This window comes from Aquimarina aquimarini (genome assembly GCF_900299535.1).
GTDB classification, from domain to species: domain Bacteria; phylum Bacteroidota; class Bacteroidia; order Flavobacteriales; family Flavobacteriaceae; genus Aquimarina; species Aquimarina aquimarini.
Window position 1 is genome coordinate 23,149 of the sequence record NZ_OMKE01000061.1, and the last position, 18,440, is coordinate 41,588.

The window sequence follows — 18,440 nt, forward strand, 5'->3', positions numbered from 1 at the left end:
AGGTTCCTTTTTTAGGAGCCTATGTTATCTTTATCTATACCAAGACCATGCTAATTAACCCCTACAAAATCTGGACAACACTTTTATTAGTATTCTTTTTGTGTTCTTGTGAGAATGCAGTAGATAAGCTCTCATCAGAAAAGTTATTTACCAAAGTTCCTTCAGAAATAACAGGAGTAACTTTTCAAAATAAAATATTAGAATCAGAACAATTACATTATTATAAATATCTATATATCTATATAGGAGGAGGAGTAGCCGCAGCAGATTTTAATAATGATGGGTTAAAAGACCTTTTTTTTACCTCTAATATCTATCATAATAAACTTTTTTTAAATAAAGGAAACTTTAAGTTTGAAGATATTACCCCAAAAACAGGAATAGAAAAAAGAGCAGGTTTTGATACAGGAGTATCTGTTGTTGATATCAATAATGATGGGTTTTTAGACATATATATCAATAGAGCTGGTTGGTATCAAGGAGATCAGAAGTTAGCAAATATGTTATACATCAATAATGGGGATCTTACATTTACAGAACAAGCAGAAGACTATGGTTTGGCAGACACCAATAGATCAATAGCGTCAACATTTTTTGATTATGATAAAGATGGAGATTTAGATGTTTATATAGCAAATGCCCCTGCCGATTTTGATTTATCTGGTAAAATACTGGATATAAAAGAGATTCAGAAAAGTAAGCACACACAAACATTCAGAAGCAGTGATCGATTGTATAATAACGATGGCAAAGGAAACTTTACAGATGTTTCTATACAAGCAGGCATATTACCTGATCTGGGGTTTGGACTGAATGCTCAGGTAGGGGATCTTAATCATGATGGTTGGCCAGATATTTATGTGTCTAATGATTTTATTAGCCCTGATTTTGCGTATATCAATAATAAAAACGGGACTTTTTCAGAACAAAGAAATACACTTTTTAAGCATATTTCCTATTACAGCATGGGAAGCGATATTGGTGATATCAATAATGATGGGTTTAATGATTTGATGGTATTGGATATGAGCCCAGAAGACCATATTCGATCAAAAACAACCATGTCTATGATGTCTATTGATCGATTTAATCAAATGACTCAAAAAGATCATCACCATCAATACATGCATAATGTAATGCAACTTAATAATGGAAATAACACTTTTAGTGAAATAGCGCATTTGGCTGGGCTTGCTCAAACAGATTGGAGCTGGTCTGTACTTTTTGCCGATTTTGATCTAGACGGTCTAAATGATATTTATGTTACCAATGGTATCTATAGAGATGTTGTTGATCGAGATATGAATATCGAGATTAACAAGACAATAGATCAGAAAAAAAATAATCTGAAAGAAAAAGATTTCTATGAATTTACTCAGAAATTACCCCAACAGAAATTAACGAATTACTTGTTTAAGAATAAAGGGAACCTTGAATTTGAGAATATAACAACAGATTGGTCAGATCAACAGCCAACCTTTTCAAACGGAGCCGTATATGTAGATTTAGATAATGATGGGGATTTAGATATCGTAACCAATAATCTAGATGAAGATGCGACTATATTAAGAAATAATGCAAGAGAAATTGGGAAGCATAATTTTTTACAAATAGATTTTAAAGGATCAAAAGGAAATAAATTTGGCGTAGGCACAAGGGTAATAATCCATCAGAATAATGGTACAATACTAACCAGACAACTTATAAATGCCAGAGGGTACCTCTCTTCTATGTCAAACACATTACATTTTGGGGTAGGAAAAGAAACTATAATTCCCAAAATAGAAATCATTTGGCCCAATGGTCATACCCAATCTTTGACCAATGTAAAAACAAATCAATTACTACATATTGATTATACAAAAAGCATAGAAAAATCAGATCAAAATACAGAGGAAGAAGCGAGTAAGATGTTTACTCAAAAGATGTTTGATTTTAAACATAGAGAAACTTTTTTTAATGATTTTGACAAACAATTATTATTACCCCAGAAACTATCCCAGACAGGTCCTGCAATAGCAAAAGCTGATCTTAACAATGATGGTTATGAAGAACTTTTTATAGGAGGGGCGCATAATCAAGCAGCGCAATTATTTATTGTTTCAAAAGATGGTAGTTATAGTACGGTGCCTGTTCGGGATTTTATCAAAGACAGTATCTATGAAGATGTAGGAGCTTGTTTTTTTGATGCAGATAATGACGGTGATAAAGATTTATATGTAGTAAGTGGGAGCTATGAGTTTGGTGCTGATTCTCCACTGTTACAAGACAGACTATATATAAATAAAGGGAACTTTACCTTTAGCCGCTCGCAATCAATGCTACCAATTATGCATACCTCAGGGTCGGTAGTAAAGGCTTCAGATTTTGATAATGATGGCGATATAGATCTATTTGTAGGAGGACGTATCATACCAGGAAAATATCCGTATTCTCCATCAAGCCATATATTACTTAATGAAAATAACCGATTTATAGACAAAACAGAAGATTTAGCACCCGAAATAAAAAAGATTGGCATGGTTACTAGTGCTGAATGGAGTGATATCGATAATGATAATGATCTTGATCTTATCGTTACAGGAGAATGGATGGGGATCGAGGTTTTTATTAATAACAATGGATTGCTTGCAAAAAAAGAAACATATAATAAGTTAGCCTCTGCAAAAGGCTGGTGGAATAAGATTGTAATAGCTGATATTGATAAGGATGGTGATAAGGATATAATAGCAGGAAATCTGGGGGTAAACTACAAGCATAAAGCGTCTGTTGAAAAACCTTTTCATGTTTATACAAATGATTTTGATAATAACGGAACAGAAGATATCATATTGGCAAAATATTATAAAGACAAACAAGTTCCTGTACGAGGCAAACATTGTACGGCACAGCAATTACCATATCTAAAAGAAAGAATAAAAACATATAGTGATTTTGCTACCAGTGATATTCAGCAAATTATAGGAGAAAAATTTACCGCTGCAATTCATTATCAAGCTACCGAGTTTAGATCAGGTATTTTTATAAATACTAGTAATGGTTTTGATTTTAAACCATTTCCTATAGAAGCGCAAATGAGCCCTATTAATAGTATTCTTTATGAAGATTTTGATAATGATAAGATTAAAGATTTACTCATGGCAGGAAATAATTACCATGCTGAGGTCGAAACAACCCGATCAGATGCTGGTATCGGAATCTATCTAAAAGGAAAAGGAAATAAAATGTTCCAACCTCAAAAGAATAATGAAATAGGATTTTATGCAGATAAAGATGTTAGAAATATGGTAGTACTAGATGCTCCCAAAAAGAAAGTAGTCATTGTAGTCAATAATAATGATACTCCTCAATTATATACAGTAAACAATTAACTCATCATGATTAAAAAAATAAAATATTACAAAAGATCAGTTTATATATTTTTAATAGCGAGTATTTGTGTATCTGCTTGTAATTCAGGTAAAAAAAATACAGATTTTGATAATGATAACAAGTTAGAGCTATCGATAGCCATTCCTTCTGGGGGTAATAGTTGGGTTATTAATAACACACAACAAGATGCGGTTCTTGTTCAGGACTCAGGGATTCATGACTGGACATCTTTTGATGATGTAATTCGTACCTATTTTCATACAAAATCAACAGGTGAATTACATCTTGGACTAACCATTAAATCAGAAGAAGGTCCCGCAACGATTCGTGTAACTGTAGGAGATATAACCAAAGATGTGACTATCACTAATACAGAGTATCAAAATATAGATATAGGGATATTTAATATCACTACCGCGGGATATAATTTTATAGAAATCCAAGGGCTTAAAAAAACGGGAAGATATATAGGTGATATCAATGAAGTTCTTATTGGGGGGACAGCTACTACCAAAGGAGTTTCCTTTGTTCCTAATGATTTTAGTTTTTATTTTGGTAGAAGAGGTCCCTCTGTTCATCTCAACTATACATTACCTGAGGGTAAAGATATAATCTATTTTTACAACGAAATTACTGTACCACAAGAGGAGGATGTGATAGGATCGTTTTTTATGGCTAATGGTTTTGGTGAAGGGTATTTTGGAATGCAGGTAAACTCAGATACAGAAAGAAGGATATTATTTTCTGTATGGAGCCCTTTTGTTACTGATGATCCTAGTACAATTCCTGATGATCAGAAAATAATTCTTTTGGGAAAAGGAGAAGGAGTAACAGCTGGTAATTTTGGAGGAGAAGGCTCTGGTGGACAGAGTTATAAAGTATTTGATTGGAAAGCAGGAAACACTTATAAGTTTCTACTGAAAGGAGAACCCTCAACCAATGATTCAACAGATTATACAGCATTTTTTTATGCTCCAGAAGAAAATGAATGGAAACTAATAGCCAGTTTCAAAAGACCTCATACAACCACATACTTAAAAAGGTTTCATTCATTTTTAGAAAATTTCAACCCTCATACAGGAAATATTTCAAGAAAAGGAACCTATGCAAATCAATGGGTGTATGATACTACGGGTAAATGGCATGAGATTACCAATGCCAAATTTACGGCAGATAACACTGCTAGAGATAATGCCAGATTGGATTATAAAGGAGGTGTAGAGGGCAATGCATTTTTTATGAAAAACTGTGGGTTCTTTAATGAGAATACAACCATAAACTCAGAATTCTCACGAAACCCCAATGGTATAATACCTACTATAGATTTATCAGTATTACCAAAAGTGAAATCAAAATAAAAACCAAATAAGAAGATATAAAAACACTAAGTCAGAGTACTGTAATTTGAGTTAAATAATGTTCTGACGTAGTAATCAAATTTAACGAAGTATAAAATTTAATGAGTATAAAAATTTAATACTGTTTTTTTTGAATTAGCTGAATTTAAAGTCTTTGATAGTTATATAAACATTCAGAGGCTTTTTATTCGGTTAGTTGCACTAAACTCTATATAGTATAAAACAACATGATTTTGACAAACGTTGACAAAAAAAGAAAATTAACTTCATTGGCTCCAGGAAGAATCTGTCTTTTTGGAGATCATCAGGATTATTTAGAACTACCAGTAATTGCTTGTGCAATAAATAGGCATATTAAATTAACGGCAATAGAAAATGAAACAAAAATGTTCATTATTACAATGCCAGATATTCATTCAACAAGAACTATCTCTATTGATCAACAAGTAGGTCATATAAAACAAGGAGATCATATTCTAGTAGCCCTCAAAGTATTGAAGAGGTATGGTTGTATACCAGATACGGGATATGATATTACTATTTCTGGTAATCTACCTATAAATGCAGGAGTTTCTAGTTCTTCTGCGGTACTGGTGTCATGGGTTCAATTTTTATTAAAAGCTTTTGGATCATCACACAAAGTTACGCCAGAACTTATCTCACAGATAGCATATGAAGTAGAGGTTTTAGAACATAAAAACCCTGGAGGCAAGATGGATCAATACAGTATTGGCTTGGGTATGATTATGTACCTAGAAACTGGAAAAAATAGTGCTTACCAATTATTTGATCATCCATTATCACGATTGATAATAGGAGAGTCAGGTATTCCAAAAGAAACCATAGGTGTCTTGAGTGAATTAAAAGAAAATACTCGAGAAGCTATTAATATAGTAACAAAAGCAAAGAATTTTGATATAAAAAAAGCTGCAAAAGAAGATGTAAAGGTGTTGTTGCCAAGTTTGCCAGATAAATTGAAACCTTTATTGTATGCAGCAGTAGCGAATCATCATATTACCAAAAATGCCCTGTCAGAATTTAAAAAAAATGATTTGGATATAGAAAAAATTGGGATGTTAATGAATGAGCATCATACTGTTTTAAGAGATTTTTTGAACGTTTCATTACCCAAAATAGATGCAATGATTTATGGAGCCTTAAAAGCTGGAGCCTATGGAGCCAAAATTGTAGGTTCTGGTAGAGGTGGTTGTATCGTTGCCATTGCTCCAGAAGGCAAAGAACAACAGATTATTGATGAAATTATAAAAGCTGGTGCTAGAGATGCGTATCAGGTTGAGGTAGACTCTGGCGCAAAAATATATTAAGAATAACCCCTAAAAAGTAAAAAGTAAAATGCATACAAACCTTGTTATACTAGCTGGTGGTGCTTCATCCAGAATGAAAAAACAAACCTCGCTAACAGAATTGACTGATAAAGAGATAGCACAAGCAAACAAAAGAAGCAAAGGGCTCATTGGTGTAGGACCAAATGGCCGTCCTCTGATGGATTATCTCTTATACAACATAAAACTTGCAGGATATAAAAATATATACATAGTTATAAGTGAACAAGGAGAATTGTTTAAAGAGTTCTATGGTAATAAGAATAAGAATAATGATTTTCATGGATTGAATATATCCTATGCTATTCAATACATACCAAAAGGAAGAGTTAAACCTTTGGGAACAGCAGATGCATTGTTTCAAGCAGTAGAGCAATATCCAGAATTGAATACTGATTGTTATACAGTTTGTAATAGTGATAACTTATACTCATATGAAGCATTAAACTCATTAAGAACCACAGTAAGTACAAATGCTCTGATTAGTTATGATAGAGATGCTATGGAGTTTCCTACAGAAAGAATTTCTCGATTTGCACTTGCAAAATTAGATGTAGCAGACCATTTATTGGATATTATAGAAAAACCATCAACCAATGAATCTGATAAGTATAAAGATAAAGATGGTAAATTGCGAGTGAGTATGAATGCATTTAAACTACATGGCACTACCGTATATCCTTATTTAAAAAATTGCCCTATCCATCCGCAAAGAGATGAGAAGGAGCTACCCACAGTTCTATTGAATATGCTACAAGATCATCCTAAAAATATGATAGGAATACCTCTTTCTGAGCATGTACCTGACCTAACAGCCAAAGACGATATTGTGATTGTAAAAAAATACCTAAGTGAGCATTATCCAAAATTAGATTGGAATAGAAGTTTATAATCAATAAAAAGCAAGACAGTTATTGTCTTGCTTTTATAATTTTATAATTAAAAGGATATAACCTTATATACTTAAATTATTTAGGCCTTTGATATGGTAATCGTTTTTTTTCTGTTGGAAGCACATAAGTGTCTAACCCATTAATGGCCATCGTTTTTGCATCAGTAAGATTAACGAAACCGTCTTCTTTAACCAAATGATCATCTATGTACACATCTAGAATTTCTCCTAATACCAATATAGTTCCATTAGATTTTATATGATATTCTTCTAAAAACTTCATGGCTATTTGTACTGAACTTTGCTTTACAAAAGGCGCATAAAATCCATTTTTATACTCTTCTGAGAGTTCTGTTTTGTCGAATTCAGAAATTTCTGAGGCGTATTTTGCAGATGTATGATGTGCATCTTCTGTAATAGAAGAAGTGATATGATTAATTGTATAGAATAATGTTTGTTTTATATTATCATATGTATTTCTTTTTACTGTTGTAGGTCTAAGTACAAAACCCAAAATTGGCGGATTAGAACCATAATGCACGACAGAACTAAATACAGCAACATTACTGATTGCTTCTTTGGATTTGGTTGCTATTAGGTTTGCTGATTTATAACCAGACAAACTATTCACAAAGTTTATTTTGTATAAATGTTCTAAGGAATCAATATGCGCTCTTGTAAAATGCATTATAAGTTTTTGTAGTTATCTATTTTTATATTTTTTGCTTGTAAATCATGCATTAGATTATACAGTCCAAAAAAGGTTCTGTTGATATAAATAAAATGTTTGGAACCACGATTACCATTCATTTTTTTAAGCTCTGTGCTTTTAGAATATTTTTGACCTAATGTCGCTATTTTATTGAAGAAATCTTCATTCGAAAAATCAAATTCTTCTTGATGAAAAGGTTGTGTGAAAAGTGATAACATTTCATGAAAAAGGGATTTAAAAAAATCTTTTTCTTTTGGGGAGTCATCATTTCTTAGAATCTCTAATTCATATAATTTCTTTTCAAAAAAAGCTGGGTTTTCAATGTTTTCTTTTTTTGCCAATTCAAAATAAGGAATATAGAAACTGTCTGGTACTTTTTTTATACACCCAAAGTCAATCACAATCAACTCGTTGTTTTTTGATACTAAGAAATTACCTGAATGAGGATCAGCATGCACTTTTTTTAGCACATGCATTTGATACATATAAAAATCCCATAATGCTTGTCCGATTTTATTTAAAACATCGACAGAATTTTTATTCTGTACAAATTCAGAAAGATGAAGACCATCCATCCAATCCATGGTCAAAATCTTTTCTGAAGACAACTCAGGGTAATAATTTGGGAATTTTAAATTAGGTATTCTCCTACATTTATCTGCCATTTCTTTACTTTGTGCAAGTTCTAAAACGTAGTTAGTTTCCTCAATTAATTTATTTTCTACCTCTTTGAAATATTCGTCAGAGCCCTCTCCTTTGATATTAAACATTTTCATAGCAATGGGTTTTACCATTGCTAAATCTGTAGAAATACTTTCTGCTACCCCAGGATATTGAATTTTTACAGCCAGCTCTTTTTTGTTTTTTGTAGCTTTATGTACTTGACCAATACTTGCAGCATTTACAGATTTTTCTGTAAAAGTCTCAAATACTTCATAAGGAGTTTTTTTAAAATACTTTTTAAATGTCTTGACGACCAAAGGAGGAGATAATGGAGGAACAGAAAATTGAGATAAAGAAAACTTTTCTACATATGCATTAGGTAAAATATTTTTTTCCATACTTAGCATTTGAGCTACTTTTAGAGCAGAACCTTTTAAGGTTTTTAATCCATCATAAATATCTGTAGCGTTTGCTTCGTTTAGATTTTCTTTAGCTTCTTCTTCTGTTTTTACAATTTTTTCTCCGTAATATTTAGCGTAATTAACCCCGACTTTTAATCCTGTAGTTAATAGTTTTGATGCACGTTGAATTTTTGAGGTGGGAATATTATCTATATTTTTCATACTGCTGGCATTTTCTCTTTCCACAAAAATTTAGCAAAATCAAACACACTTTGTATAGGAGTGATATCCTTTAAATCAAAGCTTGCTTTTACAGATTTTTCTATAAAAATATCTGTTTTTTCAAAATTTGGTGAATCATCTTCTAACCAAAATTGTAGAGTAAATAATAGATGTAACCAAGAACTTTCTATGATACCATGTTCTTGTATCTTATTAATTGTTTTATTCTTAAAATCTATGTTGTCTGTATGAATCTCTTTATGAATAAAATTGGTATATTCTCCTCTTAATTTGGATAATAACTTTAATGATTCTAATTTGTTTTTATTAGTCTTGAGTTTAATATGAGCAAAAGATCTATTAGCGGTCAAGAGTTCAAAAAAAGTATAATAAAAACTTAATAATTTACTTTTTGAATCATAATTTTTGTAATCTTCATTTTGTAATAACATTTCAATTGTTTTTGAACAAAAGATTGCAAAAATATTTTTATCTAAAGTTTCAAAACTACTAAAGTAGCTGTAAAAATCACTTTCATCAAAATTGTGTTTTTTAGAAAAAGCATAAACAGTTGAAGAGGTTTCATCTGTCAACACCTCATCCATGTATAATTCTATGATCTTTTCTGATGTTATATTTTTTTTTCGAGCCATAAATTTGATTTAATTATTAAAAACAATATATGCATTTAGACTAGTAGCAATAGTCATCCAAACTAAATAAGGAAGTATAAATAAAGTATATAAACGAAGCTTTTTTTTGTACTCAAAAGTAAAGTAACCAATTAATAACCAAAGAAAAATAATAGCAAACAAAGCTGTTATTACAAGATGTTTATTAAAGAACAAAAAGTTCCATTCGACATTTAATATCCATTGAATAGTATATAATATGATTAGTTTCTTGTCTAGAAATTGATATTGAAAACTAAGTTTAGTCATATAAAATGAAAAGAAAACCATAATAGCAGACCAAGCAGTACCAAAAACCCAGTTTGCAGGTGTCCAAGGTGCTTTATTTAATTCTAGATACCAATTTGTTCTTGGACCATCTTGCATCAAGAAAATACCGAGTCCCAGAGCAGCAAAGTTGCACAACAAAAAAATAAAGAATCGAACTAATTTGTTTTTAAACATAAAACTTTTTTCAAGATGTTAAAAATTAAATGAATAGAGAATACCTATACTATGTGAATCAAGAATATGCAACTCTGTGTTGTATAATCTATAAACTAATAAAGAACAAATGGTTTAGGTTCTTTCATAATTTTGAAATAGCATAATAAATGCTTGTAAAAAGAAAATACAATATTTTGTTTAACAAAAATAAACAAAAATTAAACAAAAAGAGTTGTTCTGTGAGGATTATATTTTATTTAACAAGTGTAGAGAAGATGAATAGAAATCAATATCAGCTTTAAGAATCAAAAAAAGAGTACATTTTTTACTTCAAGAAAGAAAAATAAGCTATTAAAACCCTTTAAAAACAATGCTTTAAAAGGATTTAATAACTGTAATAAAATAACTATTAAACTTTGTTAATTGTATGGTGTTGTTTATGAATAAATAAATAGTGATTTATGATGAATAGGAAACCTCTTTTTCTATGTTTAATTGAAAAAGTTTATGTAATAATGACTTCTTATTTCAACAACAATAATTACTTCCAAGAAACGATATCTTTAAAATCTCTTCTTGATTTTGGATGCTGTGGAGCTTCCTTTCTATAACCAAATGCGACCATATAAGATAAACCATACTTTTCTGTATCTACTCCAAATTTGTCATGTAATAAAGCTTCTGCTTTAGCTTGATGAAATCCTTCTATAGGGCAACTATCAATTCCTGTTAAGGCCGCTGCAGTCATCATATTACCTAGTGCTATATAGGTTTGTTTTGAAGCCCAATCAAATAGTTTTTTATCTGTATCCAGATCAAAATCACGTTCTTGGAACTCTCTATAAAACTTAGAATACATTTCAACCACATCTTCTGGAAATTGCTTTACCTCTTTCATCATTTGCATAATGTAATCAGAATCCCATTTGGTCATTGGAGTTTTCATACTTAATCCTAAAACAAAATGACTTGCTGTATCTAGTTTTAAAGGAGCTCCCCAAGCTACAGGTTTTAATAATTCACGCAATTCAGGATCTTGAACAACTATAAAATGCCAAGGCTCAAACCCAAATGAACTAGGAGATAAATTTGCAGTCTGTAGAATAAAATTGATATCATCATCAGATAATTTTTTATTAGGATTAAACTCTTTTGTAGCATGTCTAAATTGAAAAGCGCTGAGAATGTCTTTTTTAGAGAAATTTGGTATATCCATTTTTATTTTATTTTTTATACTATACTTATTATAGTTGTAAAAATAATTATAGTAATTTGTCCCTGCAATAACGGTCAAAAAGGATAGTTTAATTTTTAAATAGGATGTATGAATAAATTTAAAGGAAAAGAATATCCCTGTTGTACAAGTTTAACAATGGGAGTGATAGGAGGAAAGTGGAAGACAGTAATTTTATTCTATCTAATTGATGGTACCTTGCGATATAACGAACTAAGAAAAAAAATGCCTAATGTTACAGAGCGTACTTTGAGTTTACAGCTCAAAAAATTGGAAGAAGACGAAATTATAAAAAGAAAGGTATATAGATCTAAACCACCATTAAAAGTTGAGTATTCTCTAACTGAGTTAGGGAGAACGCTGATCCCTGTAATACAGTCAATAGCAAATTGGGGCGTTTTTGCAGTAGAAAATTATTCCAAGTAGTTTTTTTATTGTTTCACACAGTTTTTGACCCAAAATAACTGATCATCTATCAATATTAGGTTAGGTGTACATAAAAAAGATAGATATAGAAGTATAAGAATTATAAGGTAATTAATGGTATAGGGGTCTATATCATGAGTTACAATTACTATTTTTAATTCTTACACCTTAACACAAAACTTAAATTAAACATTCATTTTTGTGTAACACCTCAGCGATAAAGTTATCTAAGTTTGGTTTTGATTAACTCACTTTTTTAACTTATTATTTATGTGTAAGATAATTTATGCTATTTATAAATGATATTTTGTTAAGAAAAAAGAAAATAATTTGTCATTATGAAAAAAGTATTACTTATGCTTGTCTTACTATGGGCAAGTACTGTATTGTCACAAAAAACGATTACTGGTCAGGTATCTGATATTTCGGGGAATTTAATCCCAGGAGCATCTGTAATCATAGCGGGAACTACTACTGGAACAACTTCTGATTTTAATGGTAATTTTACTATTGAGTCAACTAGTAATAACCCAAGGTTGATTATTAGCTTTTTGGGATTTAAAACAAAAGAAATAAGTGTAACTAACGACATGACTACAGTTAATGTAGCATTAGAAGAAGATGCTTTTCAATTAGAAGACATTGTCGTTACTGCAAACAAAACAACCCAACGATCACAAGATGTTCCTTTGAGTATTACAGCTGTAGGGGCGAAAGAGTTAGCAAGAACAGGTTCTGTAAAAGCAGAAGATTATTTTCCTAGTATTCCTAATCTTAGTGTGAGTGCCTCTGGAGGTGGAGGAGCAGGTTTTGGTGATGGTAGATCATCAGGAAGAAATATAGCAATACGAGGAATTTCGGGAACCAACACTACCGCTTTTTATTTGGATGAAACACCTCTTCCTGAATTTGCTGACCCCAGATTATTTGATACCGATCGAATAGAAGTATTGAGAGGACCACAAGGAACATTATATGGTTCAAATACCATGGGAGGAGCAGTAAAAGTGGTCACTAATCAACCCAATGCATATAAAACTTCAGGAGTTATTGATGTATCAGGAGCTACGGTCAAAGAAGGTGATGCAGATTATAGCTTTCAAGGAGTACTTAATATTCCTATTGCGAAAGAAAAATTAGCATTACGACTCGGTACTTTTTATGCTTTTGAAACAGGAGTATTTGATAGAAAAAGACAAACTCATTTTAATGGTTTTCCTTTAAATACCGGTGACGGAACAGGTGCTAATCCAGGTGCTGTATGGGATAATCCAGATGGTAGTGGTGATCGTATTCCTTTTTCTGGCGCACCCATACCTATAGTGTTGCAAGATAGTGATGTAAGTGATACTCATGGGTGGAAAGACGGGGAAACAGTAAAAGAAAATGTAGATGATGAAACCAGTTATGGGGTCAATGCTGCTCTTGGTATCTATCCAAATGAAAACATAAAAATTATACCTAAATTCATTTATCAAAAAACTGAAGGTGATGGATTTGATTTTGCAGATTTTAAGCCAGATAACTTTGATCAATATAGAATTGCTGGTATTGATGAGAAATATGAATTAGAGCTATTGCATAGTAGCTTGTTAACACAGTTCTCTCTGGGAGAATATGGTCAACTAACAAATAATTTCTCCTTTAGTGAGGTAAATCAATTTGATATGGAGGATGTGACAGAACGTGAAAACTCTGGTAGCTCAAGTACAGAACTAACACCTTTTGATGAAAATGGAGATTTTGCCGACCTGTCTGAAGCGTATTTCTACCCTGAGTTTATGGAACGAACAGGAGAATTAACCAAAGTTGTCGAAGAGTTAAGATATTCTTTGAATAATGAAAACAAGAAGTTCAATTTTACAGCTGGATTATTCTTTAGTTCAGAAAGCTCTAAATTTAATGGAGTACAACCTAGAAATGCATATTTAGGGGCTTTATCAAATTTTTTTGGTAATATCGGTTTACCCGATTTACAAGATGTTATTGCTGCAGAAAACTTTATATGGTTCTCTCAGGACACCGATTTTAAAACCAATGAATTTGCTTTATTTGGTGAGGCCTACTGGGATATTACCCCCAAATTAAAAGCAACATTTGGATTACGATACTTCTCATATAAACAAGATCTTAAACAAACATTAGGAGGTTTTGTCGCAGCAGGAGGTGGGATCCCAACTGATGAAGAGATCACAGATGATGGGTTTACTCCTAAATTTAATTTAACGTATACAATTAGTGATAAAAGCTTACTCTATGGTAGTGCTACCAGAGGGTATCGTCTTGGGGGGGCAAATGGTATTGTACCAGTAATTTTTGCCGAAGCAGACTTAAATGCTTTAGGATTAGAAGAAGCCCCCAGAACTTTTGAGTCAGATTTTTTATGGACGTATGAAATAGGAAGTAAAAATACATTTCTTCAAAATAGATTGATAGCAAATGCATCCATATTTCATACCGTATGGAACGACTTACAACAACGAGTATTTCTACCCGCAGGGTTTATTTTTGTAGATAATATTGGTAAAGCTACTATTACTGGTTTTGATCTGGAAGTAAAAGGAAAAGTAACTAGGAATTTACAAATAGGTGGAGCTGTAGGGTATGTAAAAGCCGAAGTAGAAGAAGGGAGTATTCTTACTGCTTCAGAAAAAGGAGACAAAGTGCTTAATGTACCAGATATCACTGCCAGTGCAAACATTCAATACTCACACGAGATAAAGACTAATAAATCTATGTTCTATAGACTAGATTTTCAACATACAGGAGAGCGAGTAAATACATTTTCTCCAGAAACCGAGCCACAATTTGTATTTGATGCTTTTAGTATTTTAAATGCAAGAATAGGGTATTCCTCTCCAAAATTTGATATCTCCATATTTGGTAAAAATCTGACAAACGAAATAGCTAATTTTGGTGATATTACCTCATTAGCGGCTATTCCTTTTGGAAGATATCGTTATGCAGTAGGAAGACCATCATCATATGGTGTGAACTTGCGATATAAATTTTAATACAAACACCTTTATTGGTACTAAGAAATCCTTTTGTTTATGCACAACAAACAATAATCAAAGTAAATACCTCTTGGAGATGAAGTTCCAAGAGGTATTTACTGGATTTCTCTGTTTTAAACAACCTATATTTTATCTTCATGATAAGAAGGTACTCTTATTAGAAATTACGAGTTTTTTCAAAAAGAAACTTTTTTATTCTAAAGAGTTTATATAACACCAGCAATCATGGCATGTAATAACATTACTATAGCAAGGTTAGTTTTCAATCTCATCATTGTTATATGCACTATATCTTGCTCACAGCAAACAACAAAAATAAAAACAGCTAGCTCTGACCCTAATATATTATTAATTGTAGCAGATGATCTTGGATATACAGATCTAGGTTGTTATGGTAGTGAAATAAAAACGCCTAATATTGATCAATTAGCAAATGAGGGAATTAGATTCACTGATTTTCATACAGCCCCTACATGTTCTCCTAGTAGAGCCATGCTTTTGAGCGGTGTAAATAATCATTTAAATGGATATGGAACTATGGAAGGTGATTGGGCATCAAACCAAAAAGGAGCAAAAGGCTATGAAGGATATTTAAACTTTGATATTGTTCCGTTTCCTAAGCTACTACAAGATCATGATTATCATACCTCTATTGTAGGAAAATGGCACCAGGCATTACCTGTATCTAAAAAAGAATTATGGCCTTATAATAGAGGTTTTGACCAATCCTTTTGTTTAGCTCAAGGGGGAGCTGGGCACTTTTTTGATAAACAACCTCTGCTTCCATCTATGAAAGAAGCCTTTTATTTTGAGAATAATACAAAAATAGAACACTTGCCAAAGGATTTTTATTCTACAGAATATTACACTCAAAAAACAATCTCTTATATACACGAGAGCACTAAACTGAAACAACCTTTTTTTACCTTTTTATCCTTTACCGCACCACATTGGCCTCTTCAGGTAAAAGACGAATACCTAGATCTTTATAAAGGAAAATATAATAATGGGTATGAAGATTTAGCATATCAAAGACTTACAAATGCTATAAAGAAAGGAGTTATACAAAAAAATGCAACCCTTCCTTCATTACCAAAAGATATAACACCTTGGAACGAATTATCAGAAAAAGAAAAGAAGACCAAAACAAAAACTATGGAAATCTATGCTGCGATGATAGAAAGATTAGATTATCACGTAGGACGAGTTATAGATTATTTAAAAGCGATAAATCAATATGATAACACCATGATTGTACTCATTTCTGATAATGGTATCGAAGGAAATTCAATTCTTAATTATAAAAATACCAGACAATGGGTTGACCAAACATTTGATAATAGCTACGAGAATATCGGTAAAAAAGATTCATATATTTTACTAGGCAAAGAATGGGCGTATGCAGGTAGCATTCCTTTTAAATATTACAAAGCGTTTAGTACAGAAGGAGGGGTACGTTGCCCCATGATTATAAAACCGCCTTTGTCACATTCAAGTACAAAAAATATGGTATATGATAAATTTGTATCAATAAAAGATTTAGCTCCAACATTTTTAGAAATAGCAAATGTAGATTTTCCTGCTAATAACACCTACAATCATAAAAAAATCCACCCAATAGAAGGGGTCTCTCTATTAAATATTATGAACTCTTCTAATGCTGTTGCGCATCATGAATCTACAGCTCACGTATGGGAACTATACGGTAGAATAGGAATTAGAAAAGGATTTTGGAAAGCTAATAAAATGGAAAAACCTTTTGGATCAGGAAAATGGGAACTCTATAATCTAAAAACGGATATCAGTGAACAAAACGATATCGCAGCAGAAGCTCCTGAAATTATAAAAGAAATGAAAAATATTTGGAAAGAATATGAAGAAAGAAACAATGTCATACTTCCTAATACACCAACTGCATATGATAACAAATAAAATATATAGGCCTACTATTTAAATAAAAAGAAGCAAAATAATATGGTGTATTTAGAACACGCACAAAACCTAAACAAAACATCTATTTTTATGTAGCTTTTTTATGTAAATGTTGAATAAGTTTGATGTAGATATTTCGAGCTTTTATCTACACTATCAAAGTACTACAATAATATCTGAGTAAAGATATTTTCTTTCTCCTCAGTATAAATAAGTAGCCATAGTGGAAAAAAAGAAATTTACAATGAGATAGATTACTATTTATTTACTCATGACAAAAACAGACATTTATAATAATCCTCTAAATAAACAATGAAATCAAATTTTATAAATGGTAAATGGGTTGATGGTTCATCAGACTTTACCTTTACGATATACAATCCAGCTACCGAAGAAGAGATACAAACCATTTCTGAAGCAGGAACCTCAGAGATAGACACGGCTATAGATGCTGCACATCACCAAATTTATCAAGGTGACTGGCATAAGATGCTCCCTAATAAAAAAGAAGCTGTTTTATTAAAATATGCAGATATTATCGAGCAACATGCAACAGAATTAAGTCAGTTGCTAGTAACTGAACATGGAAAACTATTGAGTGATGCCCAAAAAGAAGTGGGGGCAACTGTAAATTGTTTTAGATATTATGCTGGATGGGCTACCAAAATAGAAGGATCAACATTAGGAGTATCTTTAAGTGGTGCAGAGCATTTTGCATATACACAAAAAGAACCTATCGGAGTTGTAGCAGCTATTGCTCCGTGGAATGTGCCTATGATGATGTACGCTTGGAAAATAGCTCCAGCTCTCGCTTGTGGATGTGCCGTAGTCTTTAAACCATCAGAAGAAACTCCTCTAACCGCATTACGCCTCGCTGAATTATCTCAAGAAGCTGGCATTCCTAATGGAGTGATTAATATTGTTAATGGTAGAGGTACAACAGTAGGAAACTACCTGATCAACCACCCAAAAGTTCATAAAATAACATTTACGGGTTCTACACAGGTAGGAAAAACCATTGGTACACAAGCAGCGCAAAATTTAAAAGACTTTACACTAGAACTAGGAGGTAAAAACCCAGTATTAGTACTTGATGATGCTGATATGAAATCCATTCCTAAAGGAGCCGCCAAAGGCATTTTTTATAATCAGGGGCAAGTATGTGTTTCTGGATCAAGAATATACCTGCCCAAACAAAAATATGACACCTTGTTAAGTGATATTGGTGAAGTAGCAAAGGCAATGAAAGTAGGTAATGGTATGGATGCGAATTCACAAATGGGGCCTCTGGTATCCAAGACTCATATGGATAATGTAATGAATTATATAGATGCAGGGGTAACTGCTGGCGCAGAAGTTATTGCTGGAGGGGAAAAACTATATGATAAAGGGTATTACGTAGCACCAACTGTATTTTCTAATCCTGATAATCATAAAATAGATATCCTAAAACAAGAAATATTTGGACCAGTATTGGTAGCCGTTGCTTATGATGGGATAGATGATTTAATTCAAAAAGCAAATGATTCACAATATGGGTTAGCAGCAAGTATTTGGACAAAAAATGTAAGTAATATGCATCATGTACTGTCTAAACTAAATGCAGGGATAATTTATGTCAATTCTCCCGTTCGGTCTGATCCAAATTTACCATTAGGAGGTTTTAAACAATCTGGTATAGGCAATGAGCTAGGTAAAGCTTCTATAGAAGCTTTTACCAGATCAAAATCAGTTGTAATAGCTTACTAAA

General features: G+C 32.0%; 13 protein-coding genes. 8 read left to right on the top strand and 5 right to left on the bottom strand.

Translation table 11 applies throughout. The annotated features are described in order from the left end of the window. The first annotated feature begins 47 nt into the window (after positions 1–47). The 4 genes from DG508_RS20595 (at position 48) to DG508_RS20610 (ending at position 6,965) form a co-directional block, all read left to right on the top strand. Positions 48–3,371, top strand: coding sequence for a VCBS repeat-containing protein (locus tag DG508_RS20595; RefSeq protein ID WP_108870279.1), 3,324 nt, complete (start codon positions 48–50; stop codon positions 3,369–3,371). A 6-nt stretch (positions 3,372–3,377) separates the two neighbouring features. Next, positions 3,378–4,730, top strand: coding sequence for a DUF3472 domain-containing protein (locus DG508_RS20600; protein ID WP_108870280.1), 1,353 nt, complete (start codon positions 3,378–3,380; stop codon positions 4,728–4,730). A 227-nt stretch (positions 4,731–4,957) separates the two neighbouring features. Then, entirely contained in the window at positions 4,958–6,055 is a 1,098-nt protein-coding gene (locus DG508_RS20605) for a mevalonate kinase family protein (protein WP_108870282.1), read from the top strand. A gap of 28 nt (positions 6,056–6,083) precedes the next feature. Then, on the top strand, positions 6,084–6,965 hold the full coding sequence (locus DG508_RS20610) for a sugar phosphate nucleotidyltransferase (RefSeq protein WP_108870284.1): 882 nt from the start codon (positions 6,084–6,086) through the stop codon (positions 6,963–6,965). Between the two features lie 76 nt (positions 6,966–7,041). On the opposite strand, the gene DG508_RS20615 is transcribed toward DG508_RS20610, so the two are convergent. The 5 genes from DG508_RS20615 to DG508_RS20635 all read right to left on the bottom strand — a co-directional run bounded on the left by DG508_RS20615 (position 7,042) and on the right by DG508_RS20635 (position 11,297). After that, positions 7,042–7,653 carry a flavin reductase family protein gene (locus DG508_RS20615; RefSeq protein WP_108870287.1) on the bottom strand — a complete coding sequence of 204 codons (612 nt, stop codon included), beginning with the start codon at positions 7,651–7,653 and terminating at the stop codon, positions 7,042–7,044. Beyond that, complete coding sequence (locus tag DG508_RS20620) at positions 7,653–8,963, bottom strand: ABC1 kinase family protein (RefSeq protein WP_108870289.1); 1,311 nt, start codon at positions 8,961–8,963, stop codon at positions 7,653–7,655. The genes DG508_RS20615 and DG508_RS20620 overlap by 1 nt, the downstream gene beginning before the upstream one ends. Beyond that, positions 8,960–9,616, bottom strand: a complete 657-nt coding sequence (locus DG508_RS20625) for a TetR family transcriptional regulator C-terminal domain-containing protein (RefSeq protein WP_108870291.1) — start codon at positions 9,614–9,616, stop codon at positions 8,960–8,962. Before DG508_RS20625 ends, DG508_RS20620 begins: the two co-directional genes overlap by 4 nt. A 9-nt stretch (positions 9,617–9,625) precedes the next feature. Beyond that, complete coding sequence (locus DG508_RS20630; protein ID WP_108870293.1) at positions 9,626–10,099, bottom strand: TspO/MBR family protein; 474 nt, start codon at positions 10,097–10,099, stop codon at positions 9,626–9,628. A 523-nt stretch (positions 10,100–10,622) separates the two neighbouring features. Beyond that, the gene (locus tag DG508_RS20635) at positions 10,623–11,297 is read right to left on the bottom strand and encodes an NAD(P)H-dependent oxidoreductase (RefSeq protein ID WP_108870348.1); all 675 of its coding nucleotides are present in this window, start codon (positions 11,295–11,297) and stop codon (positions 10,623–10,625) included. Between the two features lie 108 nt (positions 11,298–11,405). On the opposite strand from DG508_RS20635, the gene DG508_RS20640 reads away from it, so the two are divergent. From DG508_RS20640 to DG508_RS20655, 4 genes are all read left to right on the top strand, one after another. Continuing rightward, positions 11,406–11,741, top strand: a complete 336-nt coding sequence (locus tag DG508_RS20640) for a winged helix-turn-helix transcriptional regulator (RefSeq protein WP_108870295.1) — start codon at positions 11,406–11,408, stop codon at positions 11,739–11,741. Between the two features lie 338 nt (positions 11,742–12,079). Then, positions 12,080–14,755: a TonB-dependent receptor gene (locus DG508_RS20645; protein ID WP_108870297.1), complete on the top strand. Its 2,676-nt coding sequence runs from the start codon at positions 12,080–12,082 to the stop codon at positions 14,753–14,755. A 228-nt stretch (positions 14,756–14,983) separates the two neighbouring features. Then, entirely contained in the window at positions 14,984–16,690 is a 1,707-nt protein-coding gene (locus DG508_RS20650; RefSeq protein ID WP_108870299.1) for an arylsulfatase, read from the top strand. Between the two features lie 312 nt (positions 16,691–17,002). Next, positions 17,003–18,439, top strand: coding sequence for an aldehyde dehydrogenase family protein (locus tag DG508_RS20655; protein ID WP_108870301.1), 1,437 nt, complete (start codon positions 17,003–17,005; stop codon positions 18,437–18,439). Position 18,440: the final 1 nt, after the last annotated feature.

Coding starts and splice junctions, on each gene's coding strand:
- DG508_RS20625 (WP_108870291.1), bottom strand. CDS start 9,616: ATGGCTCGAAAAAAAAATATAACATCAGAAAAGATCATAGAATTATAC.
- DG508_RS20630 (WP_108870293.1), bottom strand. CDS start 10,099: ATGTTTAAAAACAAATTAGTTCGATTCTTTATTTTTTTGTTGTGCAAC.
- DG508_RS20615 (WP_108870287.1), bottom strand. CDS start 7,653: ATGCATTTTACAAGAGCGCATATTGATTCCTTAGAACATTTATACAAA.
- DG508_RS20655 (WP_108870301.1), top strand. CDS start 17,003: ATGAAATCAAATTTTATAAATGGTAAATGGGTTGATGGTTCATCAGAC.
- DG508_RS20620 (WP_108870289.1), bottom strand. CDS start 8,963: ATGAAAAATATAGATAATATTCCCACCTCAAAAATTCAACGTGCATCA.
- DG508_RS20635 (WP_108870348.1), bottom strand. CDS start 11,297: ATGGATATACCAAATTTCTCTAAAAAAGACATTCTCAGCGCTTTTCAA.
- DG508_RS20610 (WP_108870284.1), top strand. CDS start 6,084: ATGCATACAAACCTTGTTATACTAGCTGGTGGTGCTTCATCCAGAATG.
- DG508_RS20645 (WP_108870297.1), top strand. CDS start 12,080: ATGAAAAAAGTATTACTTATGCTTGTCTTACTATGGGCAAGTACTGTA.
- DG508_RS20640 (WP_108870295.1), top strand. CDS start 11,406: ATGAATAAATTTAAAGGAAAAGAATATCCCTGTTGTACAAGTTTAACA.
- DG508_RS20650 (WP_108870299.1), top strand. CDS start 14,984: ATGGCATGTAATAACATTACTATAGCAAGGTTAGTTTTCAATCTCATC.
- DG508_RS20600 (WP_108870280.1), top strand. CDS start 3,378: ATGATTAAAAAAATAAAATATTACAAAAGATCAGTTTATATATTTTTA.
- DG508_RS20605 (WP_108870282.1), top strand. CDS start 4,958: ATGATTTTGACAAACGTTGACAAAAAAAGAAAATTAACTTCATTGGCT.
- DG508_RS20595 (WP_108870279.1), top strand. CDS start 48: ATGCTAATTAACCCCTACAAAATCTGGACAACACTTTTATTAGTATTC.